The organism is Cellulosimicrobium sp. PMB13 (assembly GCF_051294865.1).
GTDB lineage: Bacteria > Actinomycetota > Actinomycetes > Actinomycetales > Cellulomonadaceae > Cellulosimicrobium.
This window is the reverse complement of the sequence record NZ_CP145910.1, coordinates 1,004,302-1,020,911: the sequence shown is the minus strand read 5'-3', so window position 1 is coordinate 1,020,911 and position 16,610 is coordinate 1,004,302. Positions and strand designations below refer to the sequence as shown.

Here is a 16,610-nt window from a genome sequence, read left to right as displayed (position 1 = left end):
CAGTCGGGACGCACACGTCAGTAGCGCCAGTCGCGCATGTCCTGCTGGTACGTGCGCTGCACCGTCGGGGACAGCAGGGTCGACGGCGGCAGGTCGCGCGGCGGGTTGTCCGCGGGCAGGCGCGTGGTCGCGGCGAGCGACGTGGCGTCGTGGAACTGCAGCCCCTCCGGCAGGGACGTGCGCGCGAAGAGGCCGGGGACGTCGTCGGGCAGCGTGCCGCCCGCCGCAGCCCCTGGCAGGGACAGCACGAAGCCCCACTCCCCGAACGACGGCACGTTGACGGTGAGCGGCACGACGGCGCGCTCCGGTGCGGCGGCGCGGACCGTGGAGACGATCTGCCAGTACGCGTTCGGTGTGAAGTACGTCGACGTCGCCTGCGTCGCGAACGCGCCGCCCGGGCGCAGGTGCGCGGCGACCATCGCGTAGAACTCCTGCGAGTAGAGCTTGGCGACGCGCTCGCCCGACGGGTCGACGAGGTCGACGAGCACGACGTCGAACGACGCGTCGGTCTCGTCGAGCCAGCGGAACGCGTCGGCGTTCACGACGGTCACGCGGTCGTCGTCGAGCGCGTGCTCGTTGAGGTCGGCGAGCAGGCGGTTCTCGCGCGCGAGGTCGGTCACGGCGGGGTCGAGGTCGACGAGCGTGACGTCCCGCACGGACCCGTACCGCAAGACCTCGCGCGCGAGCAGGCCGTCTCCGCCGCCGAGGATCGCGACCGACGCGGGCGCCGTCACCGACGTCATCGCCGCGTGCGCGAGGGTCTCGTGGTACCGCGCCTCGTCGACGGACGAGAACTGGAGCTGGTCGTTCAGGTAGAAGCGGACGTCGCCCCGGTAGTCGGTGACGACGAGCCGCTGGTACGCGCTCGACTCCTGCACGACGACGGGGTCGGTGTACATCCGGGCGCTGATCGACGTCTCGAGCCACGTCGAGGCGGCGACCCCGCCGAGCAGCGCCACGAGGGTCACCCAGGTGAGCGCCGTCCACCGCGGCCGGTGGCCCAGGCGCCCGAGCATGAACAGCGCGACCACGACGTTGAGCACCGCGACCGTGAACGCCGTGCGGACGAGACCGAGGTACGGCAGGAGCAGGAACGGGAACAGCAGCGACGCGGCGAGCGCGCCGAAGTAGTCGAGCGCGAGCACCCTGGACAGCAGCGACACCGACTCGTCCCGCCCGTGCTGCTTGAGCAGCGCGACGAGCAGCGGGATCTCGACGCCGATCGCCGTCCCGATCGCGAGGGACAGCAGCACGAAGACCGGCCAGTACAGCTCGGTCTGCGCGTACGCCCAGAACAGCACGAGCACCGACGCGCCGCCGAGCAGGCTCAGCACGAGCTCGTTCCGCACGAAGCTCAGCCCTGCCTCGCGCTGCAGCCGCGGTGCGAGCAGGGAGCCGAGACCCATGCCGAACAGCGTCAGTCCCGTCGCGACCGAGAACGCGACGACGGAGTCCCCGAACAGGTACGACGCCGCCGTGCCGAGGATCAGCTCGTAGACGATGCCCCCGACGGCCACGAGCAGCGCGGCCGCGAACACCGTCGGGCGGTCCATGCGGCGCGCGCGCCCGGTGCGCGGGAGGACGGCGGAACCGCCGTCGTCGGCCGGGGCGGGGTCGACGACGACAGCCGGTGCGTGCTGGTCGACCATGCTCAGGAGCTGATGGTCCCCGCGATGATCAGGCCGATCGCGATGGCCAGGCCCGCAATCATCACGCCGAACGCGACGTTGTGCTCGTCGACGAGCTCGCGGTGCAGGTTGAGGCGGAAGAGCTTGTTCGCCACGACGATCGTGACGAGGAGCAGGACGATGCCGAGCACCGAGTAGAGGATCGTGGACAGGAAGGCCCACAGGAACGCGAGCGAGGCGACGGACACGGAATCTCCTGGGTGATGGGTGGACGGTCAGGACCAGCAGGACGGCTCGGGCACGACGCCGGTGCGGCGCGTCACTTCCCCACGCCCCCGCCGCCGTAGAGCGTGCGGCGGTAGCACGACGTCGTGGAGTCGGTCGCGCCCGGTGTCGGGGTCCCGCTCGCGGGCGCGGTCGTCACGACGGTCCGTGGCGTGCAGGACGCGCCGTCGTCCCGGACCGCCTGGCACGCGCTGAACGAGAGGAGGAGCACGAACACCCCCGCCACGGCGGCCGCGACCGCTCCCGACCGCGAGCGCGGCGTGAGACGACGGCCGAAGAGCCGCTTCTGCTCCGCGACGTCCAGACGCCGGCCCGAGTACACGCTCGTCACGGGACCGAGCGGCCCCGTGGTGCGCTCGACAGAGACGACGACACCGTGCCCCGTCAGGTCGGCGTACTCGACCTGCTGGCCCGGCACGAAGGGCTCCGCGAACGTCCCCTCGACGGAGCGCACGGTGCCGGTGCCGCGCTCGCGCACCGTGAGCCGGTGCGGGCGGCCGTCGAGCCGCAGGTCGAGCTGCCTCCCGCGGTGCAGGCCCGACAGGTCGACGACCGGCGGGTGCGACTCCGTGGGCCGGTACTGCGTGAGCTCGCGCTCGTCGTGGTCGTACTCGAGCCACACGTCCGCGCCGTCGTGACCGAGGAGCTGCCACTCCTCCCACGTGAACGTCGTCCCGGCCTCGCGCATCTCGAGCACGGCCGAGGCGCGCACCGTCGTGCGCACGGCGTCCCGTCCCGTGCCCGTCGCGACCAGCTCCTCCCCCACCCGGAGCGCGAGGCGCCGCCCCCTGCTCACACGAGGCTCCGCACGGCGACGTCGCCCGCGGCGAACGCGTCGGCGAGGAGGGTGCGCACGTCGTCGGCGAACGTGGGGGACGACGGCGCTCGGCACGTCGTCAGGGTCACGTACGCGGCGCCGTGCTCGGGCCACGTGTGGACCGCGAGGTGCGACTCGGCGAGGAGGATGGCGACGCTCGTCCCCTGCGGCTCGAACCGGTGCGCCACCTCGCCGAGCGGGGTCATGCCCGCGAGGCGCACGACCGCGTCGAGCGACGCGCGCACCGTCACCTCGTCGTCGAGCAGGCGCGGGTCGGCTCCCGTCACGTCGAAGACGTGGACGAGGTTGCGGTGCACGGCTGGGCTCCCGGTGACGGCGCGACCGACCCGGGACGAACCGCCCGGACCGGGCCCGCGACGTCGGGCCGCGCACACCCTAGCGGACCGGGACACCGCGCCCACCGGCCCGTCCACAGGCCCTGCCGTGCCGGTCTGTCGCGAGGTAGAACCCCAGGTCGCGAGGTAGAGCCCCGCGGCTTCTACCTCGCGACCGGAGGTTCTACCTCGCGGCGGCCTCCAGGAGACTCCGGAGGCCCGCGCGCTGCGGAACGGCGCGGAGGTCGTTGGCGCTGCGGAGCACGGGCGCCGTGGCGAGCGCCGCGGGGTCGAGCTCGGCCGTCGTGGTCACCGTGATCGTCGCGGTGCTGCCCGCGGGGAGGCTCAGCAGCGCGTCGTCGGCGACGGCGTCCGGCGCGAGCCGGTCCGCGAGCACCGCGACGTCGCGCACGAGCGAGCGGGCCCGCACGTGCACGCGGTAGCCACCGGCGCAGCGCTCGACCCGGACCTCGGCGGCGCGCGGGTCGAGCCGCAGGTGCACGTCCTCGACGAACGTGTGCACGACCCGCTCCGGTCCGAGGTCCACGACGAGCACCGCGTCCGTCGGGTCCGCGGGCCGCGCGAGCGTGGCCGGGACCTCGACGAGCAGCACCGAGCGCGGCGGCACCGACACCGCGACCGTCCCGCGCGCCGGGCCCATCCCGTCGAGCCGCTCGAGCCGCATCGACAGCGCGCCGCGCCACGGCTCGTCGTGGTCGTTGACGACGGCGACGTGCGGCGACCCGTCCCGCTCGACCACCGCGAGCGCCCGCGGCGCGAACGCCCGCCGCATCGCGTACCAGAGCGGCTTCGGCCGCTCCTGCGAGTCGATCGCGGACCAGCTCGTCACGGGCCAGCAGTCGTTGAGCTGCCAGACGATCGCGCCCGCCGTCCGCGGCCACCACGACCGGTAGTGGTCGAGCGCGTGCGCGACGGCGCGCGCCTGGTTGAGCTGCGCGGCCCAGTGCCAGTCCTCGAAGCGCGCAGGCACGCCGAGGTGCGGCGCCATGCCGCGGTCGAGCTTGCCGTTGCCGTCGTCGGCCTTCTGGTGCACGAGCCACACCGGGTCCGCGGTGGGGTCGGGGGCGTCGGCGAGCGGGCCGCCGTCGGCGGCGTGCACCGCGTCGGTGAGCGTGCGCCACGTCGGCGGTCCCTGGAACCCGAACTCGGAGCAGAAGCGCGGCACCTCGTCGCGGTACGCGCGGTAGTCGACGCGGTTCCACACCTCCCACTGGTGGTGCGTGCCGTGGTCGGGGTCGTTGGGGTGCAGGTCGGGGCGGCCGGGGCTGTACGGGCTGTTGTCCGTGTACGGGCGCGTCGGGTCGACCTCCGCGACGACGCGCGGCAGCAGGTCGCGCGCGTACCCCTCGCCCCAGGTCAGCCCGCCGAGGCGCTCCTTCCAGCCCCAGTCCTCGTGGCCCCACACGTTCTCGTTGCCGCCGTTCCAGATCACGAGCGACGGGTGCGGGACGAGCCGCGCGACGTTCTCGCGCGCCTCGGCCTCGATCTCGGACCACAGCTCGTCGTCCTCCGCATAGGCCGCGCACGCGAGGAGGAAGTCCTGCCACACGAGGAGCCCGCGCTCGTCGGCGAGGTCGTAGAAGTCCTCGGACTCGTACATCCCCCCGCCCCACACGCGCAGCAGGTTGAGGTTGCCCTCGACGGCCTGGTCGAGCCGACGGGCCAGCCGGTCGCGCGTGAGGCGCGTGACGAGGTGGTCGTCGGGGATCCAGTTCGCGCCGCGCACGAACACGGGGCGCTCGTTGACGTGCAGGACGAACGGGGTGCCGTGCTCGTCGGGCGTCGTGTCGATCCGCACCGTGCGGAACCCGACCCGCCGCTCCCACGCGTCGAGCACCGCGCCGTCGGGCGCCACCAGCGTCACCTCGACGCCGACGAGCGGCTGCGCGCCGTACCCGACGGGCCACCACACGGGCGCGTCCGGGACGTCGAGCGTCACGACGGCCGACGTCGCACCGGCCGCCACCTCGACGCGCGCCCGCGTGCGCCCGTCGGCGGGACCCGACCCGGGGAGGTCGAGCGCGACGTCGAGCACGAGCGGCCCGGCGGGCACGAGCACCGACCGCTGCACGTCCACGTGGACCTCCAGCCGGCCAGTTCCCGTGGTGCCGTCCGGCGCGAGGTCGGCGACGTGCACGAGCGGGCGCACGCGCTCCAGCCGCGCGACGCGCCACCGCTCGACGCGCACCGGCTTCCAGATGCCCGCCGTCCGCAGGTCCGGGCCCCAGTCCCACCCGTACGAGCACGCCATCTTCCGGATCGCGTTGAACGTGTTCGGGTACGCGGACGGCCGCGGCCCGAGGCGCTCGCTCGCCGCGTCCGACCACGCGGTCGCCGACCCGAGCGCGACGACGAGGTCGCGCTCGGCGCCGTCCGCGAACCGCCGCACGTCCACGCGGTACGAGCGGTGCATGTTCCGGCTCGTGAGGACCGTCTCGTCGCCGAGGCGCACGTCGGCGACGGTGTCGAGGCCGTCGAGCACGAGGTCGACGTGCTCGTCGTCCGCGGCGGGCTCGAGGCGCAGCGCGCGCCGGTACTCCCAGTCCGCCCCGTGCACCCACGCCAGCTCGGCCTCGTGGGCGTCGACGTACGGGTCGGGGATCAGCCCGGCCGCGAGGAGCGCGGTGTGTGCGTCCCCGGGGACCGGCGCAGGCACGACGGCGGTGCGCACCGGGGCGGGCAGGTCGCCTGCCGTGGCGCGCAGGGTCCAGCCGGCGGTCAGGTCGTCGGTCGTCATGCGGGTTCTCCCTCGGGGTGCAGGGTTCGGGGGGTCAGGGTGGAGCACGCGTCCCACCAGGCGCGCGCGATCGCCGTGTGACCGGCGTGCGACGGGTGGACACCGTCAGGGGCGACGGCGCGCGGGCCGAGCTCGTCGGCGAGGTCGGCCATGACGGTGGCGAGCGGGACGAACGCCGCCCCCACGTCGTGCGCCACCCGGGCCACGGCGTCCTGCTTCGGGCCGAGGTCGTCGGCCCACGCCTGCGCGTCGGCGAGCGGCAGCGCGAACGGCTCGACGAGCACGAGGCGGGTGCCGTGCTCGTGCCACGGCGCGACGAGCGCTCGCAGCGTCGCCTCGAACGCGTCGGCCGGCGTGCGCTCGCCCGCGTCGAGGGCACGCCACGTGTCGTTGACCCCGACGTAGAGCGACAGCACGTCGGCGTCGAACGGCAGGACGTCGCGCTCCCAGCGCGCGAGCAGGTCGCTGGCCCGGTCGCCGCCGACCCCGGTGTTGTGGACGGTCGAGCCGGCGAGCGGGCCGCGCGCGAGCAGGCCCACGTAGCCGGTGCCGACGTCGTCGGGGTCCGAGCGGTCGCGCCCCCACTCCGTGATCGAGTCGCCCGCGAACACGACGCGCCGGGGCGCGTCGGCGACGCCGGTCACGACCTCAGCTCCGCGATCCGGCGCTCGGGGTCGGGGGCGGCCGCCGCGAGCGTGCGCGTGTACTCGTGCTGCGGCCGCAGGATGACGTCGTCGGCCGGGCCCGCCTCCACCACGACGCCGTGGTGCAGCACCATGACCTCGTCGGAGAAGTGCCGCGCCGTCGCGAGGTCGTGCGTGATGTACAGGACGCCGAGGTTCTCCTCGCGCTGCAACCGCGCGAGGAGGTTGAGGACCCCGAGCCGGATGGACACGTCGAGCATCGACACCGGCTCGTCCGCGACGAGGATGCCCGGCTCGGGCGCGAGCGCCCGCGCGATCGCGATGCGCTGGCGCTGCCCTCCGGAGAGCTCGTGCGGCTTGCGCTGCGCGTACTCCTCGGCCGGGTCGAGCCGCACGCGGCGCAGGAGCTGGAGCACGCGATCGTGCACCTGCCGACGGTCGAGGTCCGGGTGGTGCAGCGCGACGGCGCGCGCGAGGTGGTGCCCCGCCGAGTGGTACGGGTTGAGCGACGCGAACGGGTCCTGGAACACCATCTGCACGGCCTTGCGGTACGCGGACCGCGCCTGCCGGCCCCTGCCCACGGGGGCGCCGTCGACCAGGATCTGGCCCGACGAGGGGCGTTCGAGCTGCATGAGCAGCTTCGCGATCGTCGACTTGCCCGACCCGGACTGCCCGACGAGCGCCACCGTGCTGCCGGGCTGGAGCGTGAAGCTCACGTGGTCGACGGCGCGCAGCCGGGTCGAGCGCAGGCCGCTGCGCAGGCGGTAGTCCTTGACCAGGTCACGGGCCTCCAGCGTGGTCATGCGCCCTCCTCCTCGTCCGTGGCGGTACCGGCCGTACCGGTGCCGGCCGTACCGGTGCCAGCCGTGCCGGTGCCAGCCGTGCCGATCTCGTCCGTGCCGGCGTCCTGCGGCGTCTCCTCGAGCTGCTCCTCGCCCAGGTCGGCGTCCCCCGCGCGGACGAAGTCCCCGCGCTCGCCCGTCAGCGACGGGAACGACGCGAGCAGCCGCCGCGTGTACGGGTGCTGCGGGTCCGTGTAGAGCGTCACGGCGTCCGCCTGCTCGACGATCCGGCCCGCGCGCATGACGGCGATCCGGTCGCTGATCTCCAGCAGGAGCGGCAGGTCGTGCGTGATGAACACGACGGCGAACCCCAGCTCCGCGCGCAGCCGCGCGATCTCGCGCAGGATCTCGCGCTGGACCACGACGTCGAGCGCGGTCGTCGGCTCGTCCATGACGAGCACCTGCGGCTCGAGCGCGAGCGCCATGGCGATCATGACGCGCTGGCGCATGCCGCCGGACAGCTCGTGCGGGTACGCGCGGAGCCGGCCGGCGTCGACCCCGACGCGTTCGAGGAGCTCGCCGCACCGCGCGCGCCGCTCGCGGCGCGACAGCCCGGGTCGGTGCGTCGTGAAGACGTCCTCGAGCTGCGACCGGATCGTGAGCACCGGGTTGAGCGAGTTCATCGCGCCCTGGAACACCATGGCGACCTTGTCCCAGCGGAACGCGCGCAGGTCCTCGCCGTGCAGCGACGACAGGTCGACGGTGTACCCCTCGCGGGAGTGGAACACCGCCCGCCCCGACGTGATCGCCGCCGGCGGCTTGAGCAGGCGCGTCACGCCGTACGCGAGCGTCGACTTGCCGCACCCGCTCTCCCCGGCGAGCCCGAGGATCTCGCCGCGGCGCAGCACGAGGTCGACGTGCTGCACCGCCGGGACGGGCGGGTCGACGAGGTACGTCACGGAGAAGTCCTCGATCTCGAGGACGGGGTGCGAGCCGACGACGGCCGCCGGCTGGTCCTGGAGGGTGTCCTCGGTCATGCCGTCACCTCGTCGGCCTCGCGGAGCTGCTCGCGCGACATGCGCCACCGCTTGCGCTGGGAGCGGGTCTGGGCGCGCAGCTTCGGGTTGATGATCTCGTCGATGGAGAAGTTGATGAGCGACAGCGCGGCGCCGAACAGCGCGAGCATCAGGCCCGGCGGCACGAACCACCACCACGCGCCGAGGCGCAGCGCGAGGCCGTTCTGCGCGTAGAACAGCATCGTGCCCCACGTGAACGAGTTCGAGGCCCCGAGCCCGAGGAACGACAGGCCCGCCTCCCCGAGGATCGCGAAGATCACCGCGAACACGACCTGCGACGCGAGGATGGGCACGAGGTTGGGGAGGATCTCGACGGCGAGGATCCGCCAGCTGCGCTCGTCGGCCACGCGGGACGCGAGCACGTAGTCGCGCTCGCGCAGCGAGAGCGTGTAGCCGCGCAGCACGCGCGCCGAGCCGGCCCAGCTCGTGATGGCCAGGACGAGCGCGACGAGCCACACGGACTTCTGCGGCACGTAGCTCGAGATGACGATGACGAGCGGCAGGCCGGGGAGCACGAGCATGACGTTCGAGAACAGCGAGAACGTCTCGTCGACCCAACCGCCGACGAACGTGCCGACGACGCCGAAGAACGCCGAGAGCAGGAGCGTGAGGACACCGACGACGAACCCGATCGTCAGCGACCCGCGCGTCGCGTACGCGAGCTGGGCGAGGACGTCCTGACCCGTCTGCGTCGTGCCGAGCGGGTGCCCGGGGCCGGGCGGGGACAGGCCGATGTCCGAGACGGTCGACGGGTCGCCCACGAACAGCGGCCCGAGGAGGCCGAAGAGGACGATCGCCCCGGCGACGGTCAGCCCGACGCCGAGCTTGAGCGTCATCGGCGGCAGGACGCGGCGCCGGCGGCGACCGCTGGAGGCCTCGACGGCCTCCTCGGCGGCGAGCGCCGGGTCTTGGGTGGTGATGGCCATGCGGACCTCCTAGGACCGGGCCCGCGTGCGCGGGTCGATCACGCCGTACAGGAGGTCGACCAGGAGGTTCGCCCCGAGCACGGACAGGGTGATGACGAGGAACACGCCCTGCATGAGCGCGTAGTCGTTGCTGTTGACCGCCTGGAGCAGCGCGGACCCGATGCCGGGGTACGAGAACACCGCCTCGGTGACGATCGACCCGGCGACGACGAAGCCGAGCGAGATGGCGAACCCGGACAGCGACGGCAGGACGGCGTTGCGCGCCGCATAGGCGAAGCGGATGCGGCGCGGGCGCAGGCCCTTGGCCTCGGCGGTGACGAGGTAGTCCTCGGCGAGGGTCGAGACCATCATGTTGCGCATCCCGAGCATCCAGCCGCCGACGGACGAGATGACGATCGTCAGCGCGGGCAGCGTGCCGTGGTAGATCACGGACGACACGAACGCCCACGTGGGTTCCGGGCCGGCGAACGTGTAGACGTCGTAGCCGTGGCTCAGCGGGAAGACGGGCCAGATGCTGCCGAGCAGGAAGAGCAGGAGCAGCGCGAGCCAGAAGTAGGGGACGGACTGGAGCATCGTCGCGGCGGGGACGAGGTTGTCGACGAACGACCCGCGCTTCCAGCCGGCCACCATGCCGAGACCGACGCCGATCGCGAACGACACGACGGTCGACAGGCCGATGAGCCCGATCGTCCACGGCAGCGTCTGGCCGATGACCTGGCCCACGCCCGCCGGGAAGTACGCGACCGACGTCCCGAGGTCGCCCTGCGCGAGCGCCTGGAGGTACGTGACGTACTGGCTCCACAGCGACGCGTCGGTGTCGGTGCCGAGCATGGCCTCGATCGCGTCGCGCGTGGCCGGCGTGACCGGGCCCTTCGTCGCGAGCTTGGAGAGCATGATGTCGACGGGGTTGCCCGGCATGAGCCGGGGGATGAGGAAGTTGAGCGTCAGCGCGGCCCACAGGGCCACGACGTAGAAGCCTGCCTTCCGGAGTACGAAGCGCACCGGTCGAACCTCCCTGTTCGTCCTGCTGCCCGGCTGGGGGTCCCGGCGCCGCCGCGGTCGGCGGGGGCGCGCCGCGCGGCGACGCCGGGACCTGTCCAGGGAACGGGTCAGTTCTCCACAGGGGTGATGGACTTGAGGACGATCCCGTTGTCCCAGGCCTTCCAGGACGCGGGCATCGCGTACTTGTCGTCGTCGGTCGGCCAGCCGGTCGCCCGCGACGTGTTGAACTCGGTGAGCATCGAGTTCACGTAGATCGGGATGTACGGCAGCTCGTCGGCGATGATCTCCTGGACCTTCGCGTACTCCTGCGTCTGCACGGCCTCGTCGTCGGTCGCGCGCGCGGTCGCGAGCGCCGCGTCCACGTCGGGGTTCGAGAAGCGCGCGAAGTTCCCGGCCGACGCCGTCTCGCCCACCTTCACCGTGTTCGCCGAGTCGTACTTGCCGAAGTAGGTGAAGTACGGGTTCGACGACGCCCCGAGACCGATCGAGTCGAGGCTGAGCTGGAACGTGCCCGACGTCTGCGCCTGGTTCCACTCGTTCCACGCGACCTGGCTCGGCACGAGCTCGATCCCGGCCTCGGCGGCCTGCTGCTTCATCGCGTCGTTGAGCGAGATGAAGTCGCTCCACCCGGTGACGGTCTGGATCGTCATGGACAGGCGCTGGCCGTCCTTGGTGCGCACGCCGTCGTCACCCATGACCCAGCCGGCGTCGTCGAGGATCTGGTTCGCCGTGTCGACGTCGGCCGTCTCGGGCACCGTGAGCAGGTCCTTGTCGGTGATCCACCGCTCGTCGCGCTCGGGCAGGAGCAGCGTCGGCGACGCGGTCTCGGCGAAGCCGCCGCCCGCGAGGTTGTTGAGCTGCGTCCGGTCGATCGCGTGGTACAGCGCCTGGCGCACCGCCTTGTCGGTCTGCGGACCCTCGCACCCGAGCTCGGCGTTCGAGCACGTGAAGATCGACGCGGTGAGCGCGGGCGTGTTGACGTACGACAGGTCCGGGTTGCTCTCGATGAGGTCCTCGAGACCGGGCAGGAACGACGACATCCAGTCGACGTCGCCCGCGGTGAGCGCGGCGCTCGCGGCGTCCGCGGTGTCGAGGGCGATGTAGCGCACCTCGTCGACCTTGGGCAGGCCCTCCTCCCAGTACTCGGGGTTCTTCTCGAGCACGTAGGACTGCGCGGAGAACGACTTGACCGTGTACGGCCCGGTGCCGACGGGGTCGCTGTTGATCTCCGTGACCGGGTCCGCGACCTCCTTCCACACGTGCTCGGGCACGATCGCCTGGTTCCCCAGGACGGCGGGCTCCTGCATGAACGACGTCTCGGGGAACGTGAGCGTCACCGTGGTGTCGTCGGTCGCCTCGGCCGTCGCGGCGAGCCCGCTCGTGTTGAGTGCGGGGGTGTCCTTGATGAGGTTGAACGTGAAGGCGACGTCGGCCGCGGTGAACGGCTCGCCGTCGCTCCACGACACGCCCTCGCGCGTCGTGATGGTGAGGACCGTGCCGTCCTCGTTCCACTCGAAGCCGGTGGCGAGCAGCGGTGTCGGCTCGGCGTCGCTCGCGAGGTTGTACCAGTAGAGCGGCTGGAAGATCACGCCGAGGGTCGGCTGGAGCGCCGTCGTGCTCAGCGGGTTGAAGTTCTCGGTGATCGTGCCCGTCGAGCCGTTGAACACGGTGATCGACGTGCCGTCGCCGGCGGACGTGGTGCCGTCGCCGGCGCCGCCGCTGCAGCCGGCGAGCAGGGCGACCGACGCGACGGCGGCGGCCGCGACGGTGAACGTTCGGGTGCGGTGCAGGAACATCAGTGGTCCTCCTCGGGTGGCGACCGGCCGACGGTGGCCGGTTCTGGGCGATGACCGCAGGAGGATTCTTGCCCTACTAAATTTACCGTGTCAATATATCGCCGCGGCTCGGCACCGGCGTCGGGCACCTCGCACCCAGCCAGGAGGTCGACGACGATGTCCCGCAGCGCCCCCGGCCGGAGCGCGACCCGCGCGGCCGTGCTCGACCTCGTGCGCTCGACCGGCACCCTCAGCCGCGTCGAGATCGCCGAGCGCACCGGCCTGACCCCCGCGACCATCACGCACGTCGTGCGCGAGCTCGTGGCCGACGGCCTCGTCCGCGAGGTCGGCCGCCAGAAGTCCGGCGGCACCCCGCGCCGTCTGCTCGCCGTCGACCCGGAGGCCTGGTACGCCGTCGGCGTCCAGCTCGACCGCTGCTCGGCGAGCGTCGTGCTGCTCGACTTCGCGGGCCGCACGGTCGCCCGGTCCGCGCTGCGCGGCACCGGCCGCGGGGCTCCCGGCGACTACCTCGCGGTCGTCGCCGCCCACGTCCGGAACGTGCTCGACGGCGCGGGCGTGGGCGCCGAGCGCGTGCTCGGCGTGGGCCTCGCGACGCACGGGCCGCAGGACGAGGAGCGGGGCGTGATCCTCACCCCGCAGCCCACCCCGGCGTGGCGCGGGTATCCCCTCGTCACCGACCTCGCCGAGCGCCTGGGCCTGCCCGTCCGGCTCGAGAACGACGCGACCGCCGCCGCGGTGGGTGAGCAGTGGGCCGGCGAGCAGGTCACGGGCGGCTCGCCCGCGACGTTCGGGCTCGTCTACTGCAGCAGCGGACTGGGCGGGGGCGTCGTCGTCGACGGTCTCGCGTACCGCGGGCTGTCGGGCAACGCCGTCGAGCTCGGCCACATCAGCCTCGACCGCGTGGGTCCGCGCTGCCGCTGCGGCAACCGCGGGTGCGTCGAGGTGCTCGCCGGGCCGGAGGCCGTCGTCGCGCGCGCCCTCGCCGACCCCGGGCTCGGCCACCTCGGGCTCACCGGCCTGCCCGACGAGACGCTCGTCGAGCTCGAGCTCGTCGCACGTGCCGCGCGGGCCGGGAGCGTCGCGGCAGCGCGCCTGCTGGGCGACGCGGGGGACGCCCTCGGGCTCGCCGCGGTCACGCTCGCGAACCTCTTCGACCTCGACGTCGTGGTCTTCGCCGGGCCCGCGCTGGGCACGGTGGGCGACGTCGTCGTGCCGCGCGTCCAGCGCTCTCTCGACCGCGCCGCGTACAACCGGGACCTGCGGCCGGTGCGTGCGACGCTGTCCACGCACGGCACCACGGCGGCCGCCGTCGGGGTCGCGGTCTCGGTCCTGCGCGGTCCCCCTGAGCCGCGACCGGCGTCCGACGCCGCGGGTCCCGGCCCGCGCGCGGCCTGACACCGACCGGCGCTCCGCCGACCGGCTGACGACCCGCCGACCACCCACCGCGACCGCACGACCCGAACGACGAACCACCCGAGAGGACGAGGATGGACCTCGAACGCACGATCCTGCGCCGCGACGGCGTCGCCCTGGTCGTCGAGACCCCTGCCGCGGGGCTGCCCGCGGTGCTGCACTGGGGCGCCGACCCCGGCGACCTCGACGACGCGCTCCTCGACGGGCTCGCGCTCGCCACGACGCGCCAGACGCCGCCCGGGACGCTCGACGCGGCCTGGCGCCTCAGCCTGCTCCCCCAGGACTCGGAGGGCTGGGCCGGGCGGCCCGGGCTCCTCCTGGAGCGTGCCGGGCGCCCGGTGTTCCCGCGCTGGACGACGCACGTCCGGCACGAGCGCGAGGGCGACGCCGCCGGTGCCGCGCTCGTCGTCGTCGAGGCGGAGGACGCCGCCGCCGGGCTGCGCCTGACGACGCGCCTCGCGATCGGCGCGGGCGGCGTGGTGACCGTGGACCACGCGCTGGCGAACGCCGGCGACGAGCCGCTCACGGTGCACCAGCTCGAGGCGACGCTCCCCGTGCCGACGCGCGCCGACCACCTCACGTCGTTCACAGGACGCTGGACGCGCGAGAAGTCCCCGCGCACGACCGAGATGCCGCGCGGCTCGACCACGCGCCAGACCCGGCGGGGGCGGGTCGGGCACGACTCCCCGCACGTCGTGCTCGCCTCGGCGGGCGCGCCGCGCGACCGGCGCGGCGACGTCTGGGCGGTGCACCTCGGCTGGAGCGCCGACGTCACGTACCGCGTCGACCGCACGCCCGAGCACCCGACGCTCCTCGGCGCGGGCGAGCTGCTGCGCCCGGGCGAGGTCGTCCTCGCGCCGGGCGAGGAGCACTCCGCGCCCACGACGTACTTCGCCTGGTCGGGCGACGGGCTCGACGGCGTCGCGGCGCGCTTCCACACGTTCCTGCGGGCGCGTCCGCAGCACCCGCGCTCGCCGCGGCCGCTCGTGCTCAACACGTGGGAGGCGGTCTACTTCGACCACGACCCGGCGCGCGTGGAGGCGCTCGCGCGGCGCGCGGCCGAGGTGGGCGTGGAACGGTTCGTGCTCGACGACGGGTGGTTCCACGACCGCCGCGACGACACCCGCGGCCTCGGTGACTGGTGGGTCGACCGGGCCGTGTGGCCGGACGGGCTCGGCCCGCTCGCCGACCTCGTGCACGGCCTGGGGATGGAGCTCGGGCTGTGGTTCGAGCCCGAGATGGTCAACCTCGACTCCGACCTCGCGCGGGCCCACCCGGACTGGTTGCTCCACAGCCCGGCGCACCTCGACGCGCCCGCCGGGCTGTCCTGGCGGAGCCAGCACGTCCTCGACCTCGCGAACCCGGACGCCTACGCCCACGTGCGCGACGCGATGAGCGCCGTGATCGGCGAGCTGGGCGTGGACTTCGTCAAGTGGGACCACAACCGCGACCTCGTCGAGACGGTCCACGCCGGCCGCCCCGGCACGCACGTCCAGACGCGCGCCGCGTACGCGCTCATGGCCGAGCTCAAGCAGCGGCACCCCGGCCTCGAGATCGAGTCGTGCTCGTCGGGCGGCGCGCGCACCGACCTCGGCGTCATGGCCGTCGCCGACCGCGTCTGGGCGTCGGACTCGAACGACCCCGTCGAGCGCCAGGACATCCAGCGCTGGACGCAGCTCCTCCTACCGCCCGAGCTCGTCGGCGGGCACGTGGGCCCCGGCGAGGCGCACTCGTCCGGTCGCACGACCGACCTCTCGTACCGCCTCGCGACGAGCCTCATGGGGTCGGCCGGCTTCGAGTGGGACCTCCTCGGCTGCACGCCCGACGAGGTCGCGGCCATCACGGCGTGGGCCGCGCTGTACAAGGAGCTGCGGCACGTTCTCCACACCGGGACGGCCGTGCACGCCGACGTCGTCGACCCGGCGCTGCGCGTCGTCGGCGCCGTGCTCCCGGACCGCACGGAGGGCGTCTGGACGATCGCCACCGTGGCGACCCTCGAGGACGCGCTGCCCGAGCGCGTCCTCCTGCACGGGCTCGACCCGGACCGCCGCTATACCGTCCGCGTGCGCGACGAGATCGGCCTCGCGCGCCACGGGTGGGTCACGCCGCCGTGGCTGACGACGCCGGTCGTCGTCAGCGGGCGCGTGCTGGCCGACGTCGGTCTCCAGATCCCCGCTCTGTGGCCCGCGCAGGCGCTCGTCGTGCACGTCACCGCTGCGGTCTGACACCGGTCGGGGTGCCGACCGGCGTGCGCTCTGGGACCATCGCGCCATGAACGGCGACATCGTCTGGGAGGAGCGCGAGGTCGACGTCGGGGGCCGACCCGTGTTCGTCCGCGTCGGACCCGAGGTGCCCGGGAGCGTGCCGATCGTCCACGTCCACGGCTTCGCGGTGTCCGGCACCTACCTGCTCCCGACGGCGTCGCGCCTCGCCCACCGCGCGACGACGTTCGTCCCCGACCTGCCGGGCTACGGGCGCACGCCGGACTGGGGGTCGGCGCTCGGCATCCCGGCCCTCGCGCTGGCGCTCCTCGAGCTGCTCGACGCCCTGGAGCTCGACCAGGTCGTGCTGCTCGGGAACTCGATGGGCGGGCCCGTCAGCCTGGAGGTCGCGCACCAGGCGCCCGACCGCGTCGCCGGCGTCGTCCTCGCGTCCCCCGCGGGCGGCGTCCACAACCAGCCCTTCGTGCGCGCCCTCGGCCAGCTCGCGCGCGACGCGACGCGCGAGAGCCCCGCGATGGCGCGGGTCGCCGTCCCCGACTACGTGCGCTTCGGCCCGGTCTCGACCTTGCACCTCTTCAGCGAGCTCGCCCGCTTCCCGTCCCTCGAACGCATGCTGCGGACACCGGTCCCGACGCTCGCCGTCGTCGGCTCGCGCGACCCGCTCATGCCGCCGCCGTCGCGCGTGCGCGAGCTGGGGCGGCTCGCCCCGGAGGACCTCACGGTCGTCCTCATCGAGGGCGCCGCGCACGCGATGAACTTCAGCCACCCGGGAGAGCTCGCGCACGTCGTGTCGTGCTGGCTCGACGGCCGGGAGATCGTCGACGACCCGGATTCCCCCGGCACCGCGCGGGTGCTGCACATCCGTCGCGACCCCACGATCACCCCTGACGGGTGAGGTCGGGTCGTCGCCGTCACGCCACGGTAGA

The 16,610-nt window shown here is 73.7% G+C and carries 14 protein-coding genes; 3 read left to right on the top strand and 11 right to left on the bottom strand.

The annotated features are described in order from the left end of the window. Positions 1–17 precede the first annotated feature (17 nt). The 11 genes from V5D56_RS04885 to V5D56_RS04835 all read right to left on the bottom strand — a co-directional run bounded on the left by V5D56_RS04885 (position 18) and on the right by V5D56_RS04835 (position 12,049). Complete coding sequence (locus tag V5D56_RS04885; protein WP_435737935.1) at positions 18–1,649, bottom strand: polyamine aminopropyltransferase; 1,632 nt, start codon at positions 1,647–1,649, stop codon at positions 18–20. A 2-nt stretch (positions 1,650–1,651) separates the two neighbouring features. Next, positions 1,652–1,876 carry a DUF350 domain-containing protein gene (locus tag V5D56_RS04880; protein ID WP_251151985.1) on the bottom strand — a complete coding sequence of 75 codons (225 nt, stop codon included), beginning with the start codon at positions 1,874–1,876 and terminating at the stop codon, positions 1,652–1,654. Positions 1,877–1,947: 71 nt separating this feature from the next. After that, positions 1,948–2,709, bottom strand: a complete 762-nt coding sequence (locus V5D56_RS04875; protein WP_435737934.1) for a DUF4178 domain-containing protein — start codon at positions 2,707–2,709, stop codon at positions 1,948–1,950. Next, entirely contained in the window at positions 2,706–3,047 is a 342-nt protein-coding gene (locus V5D56_RS04870) for an S-adenosylmethionine decarboxylase family protein (RefSeq protein ID WP_435737933.1), read from the bottom strand. The genes V5D56_RS04875 and V5D56_RS04870 overlap by 4 nt, the downstream gene beginning before the upstream one ends. A 202-nt stretch (positions 3,048–3,249) precedes the next feature. Next, positions 3,250–5,823 carry a glycosyl hydrolase 2 galactose-binding domain-containing protein gene (locus V5D56_RS04865; RefSeq protein WP_435737932.1) on the bottom strand — a complete coding sequence of 858 codons (2,574 nt, stop codon included), beginning with the start codon at positions 5,821–5,823 and terminating at the stop codon, positions 3,250–3,252. Then, positions 5,820–6,467, bottom strand: a complete 648-nt coding sequence (locus tag V5D56_RS04860; RefSeq protein WP_435737931.1) for an SGNH/GDSL hydrolase family protein — start codon at positions 6,465–6,467, stop codon at positions 5,820–5,822. The genes V5D56_RS04865 and V5D56_RS04860 overlap by 4 nt, the downstream gene beginning before the upstream one ends. Next, positions 6,464–7,270 carry an ABC transporter ATP-binding protein gene (locus tag V5D56_RS04855; RefSeq protein WP_435737930.1) on the bottom strand — a complete coding sequence of 269 codons (807 nt, stop codon included), beginning with the start codon at positions 7,268–7,270 and terminating at the stop codon, positions 6,464–6,466. Before V5D56_RS04855 ends, V5D56_RS04860 begins: the two co-directional genes overlap by 4 nt. Next, positions 7,267–8,286: an ABC transporter ATP-binding protein gene (locus V5D56_RS04850; RefSeq protein WP_435737929.1), complete on the bottom strand. Its 1,020-nt coding sequence runs from the start codon at positions 8,284–8,286 to the stop codon at positions 7,267–7,269. The genes V5D56_RS04855 and V5D56_RS04850 overlap by 4 nt, the downstream gene beginning before the upstream one ends. Further along, on the bottom strand, positions 8,283–9,251 hold the full coding sequence (locus tag V5D56_RS04845; protein WP_435737928.1) for an ABC transporter permease: 969 nt from the start codon (positions 9,249–9,251) through the stop codon (positions 8,283–8,285). The genes V5D56_RS04850 and V5D56_RS04845 overlap by 4 nt, the downstream gene beginning before the upstream one ends. Positions 9,252–9,260: 9 nt before the next feature. Then, on the bottom strand, positions 9,261–10,253 hold the full coding sequence (locus V5D56_RS04840; RefSeq protein ID WP_435737927.1) for an ABC transporter permease: 993 nt from the start codon (positions 10,251–10,253) through the stop codon (positions 9,261–9,263). Between the two features lie 107 nt (positions 10,254–10,360). Continuing rightward, positions 10,361–12,049 carry an ABC transporter substrate-binding protein gene (locus V5D56_RS04835; protein WP_435737926.1) on the bottom strand — a complete coding sequence of 563 codons (1,689 nt, stop codon included), beginning with the start codon at positions 12,047–12,049 and terminating at the stop codon, positions 10,361–10,363. Between the two features lie 156 nt (positions 12,050–12,205). Here V5D56_RS04835 and V5D56_RS04830 point away from each other — a divergent pair, with 156 nt between their 5' ends. The 3 genes from V5D56_RS04830 to V5D56_RS04820 all read left to right on the top strand — a co-directional run bounded on the left by V5D56_RS04830 (position 12,206) and on the right by V5D56_RS04820 (position 16,579). After that, complete coding sequence (locus tag V5D56_RS04830) at positions 12,206–13,444, top strand: ROK family protein (RefSeq protein ID WP_435737925.1); 1,239 nt, start codon at positions 12,206–12,208, stop codon at positions 13,442–13,444. 92 nt (positions 13,445–13,536) lie between these two features. Continuing rightward, positions 13,537–15,687, top strand: a complete 2,151-nt coding sequence (locus tag V5D56_RS04825; protein ID WP_435737924.1) for an alpha-galactosidase — start codon at positions 13,537–13,539, stop codon at positions 15,685–15,687. A gap of 46 nt (positions 15,688–15,733) precedes the next feature. Continuing rightward, positions 15,734–16,579, top strand: a complete 846-nt coding sequence (locus V5D56_RS04820; protein ID WP_435737923.1) for an alpha/beta fold hydrolase — start codon at positions 15,734–15,736, stop codon at positions 16,577–16,579. Positions 16,580–16,610: the final 31 nt, after the last annotated feature.

Coding starts and splice junctions, on each gene's coding strand:
- V5D56_RS04885 (WP_435737935.1), bottom strand. CDS start 1,649: ATGGTCGACCAGCACGCACCGGCTGTCGTCGTCGACCCCGCCCCGGCC.
- V5D56_RS04865 (WP_435737932.1), bottom strand. CDS start 5,823: ATGACGACCGACGACCTGACCGCCGGCTGGACCCTGCGCGCCACGGCA.
- V5D56_RS04855 (WP_435737930.1), bottom strand. CDS start 7,270: ATGACCACGCTGGAGGCCCGTGACCTGGTCAAGGACTACCGCCTGCGC.
- V5D56_RS04850 (WP_435737929.1), bottom strand. CDS start 8,286: ATGACCGAGGACACCCTCCAGGACCAGCCGGCGGCCGTCGTCGGCTCG.
- V5D56_RS04845 (WP_435737928.1), bottom strand. CDS start 9,251: ATGGCCATCACCACCCAAGACCCGGCGCTCGCCGCCGAGGAGGCCGTC.
- V5D56_RS04835 (WP_435737926.1), bottom strand. CDS start 12,049: ATGTTCCTGCACCGCACCCGAACGTTCACCGTCGCGGCCGCCGCCGTC.
- V5D56_RS04830 (WP_435737925.1), top strand. CDS start 12,206: ATGTCCCGCAGCGCCCCCGGCCGGAGCGCGACCCGCGCGGCCGTGCTC.
- V5D56_RS04825 (WP_435737924.1), top strand. CDS start 13,537: ATGGACCTCGAACGCACGATCCTGCGCCGCGACGGCGTCGCCCTGGTC.
- V5D56_RS04820 (WP_435737923.1), top strand. CDS start 15,734: ATGAACGGCGACATCGTCTGGGAGGAGCGCGAGGTCGACGTCGGGGGC.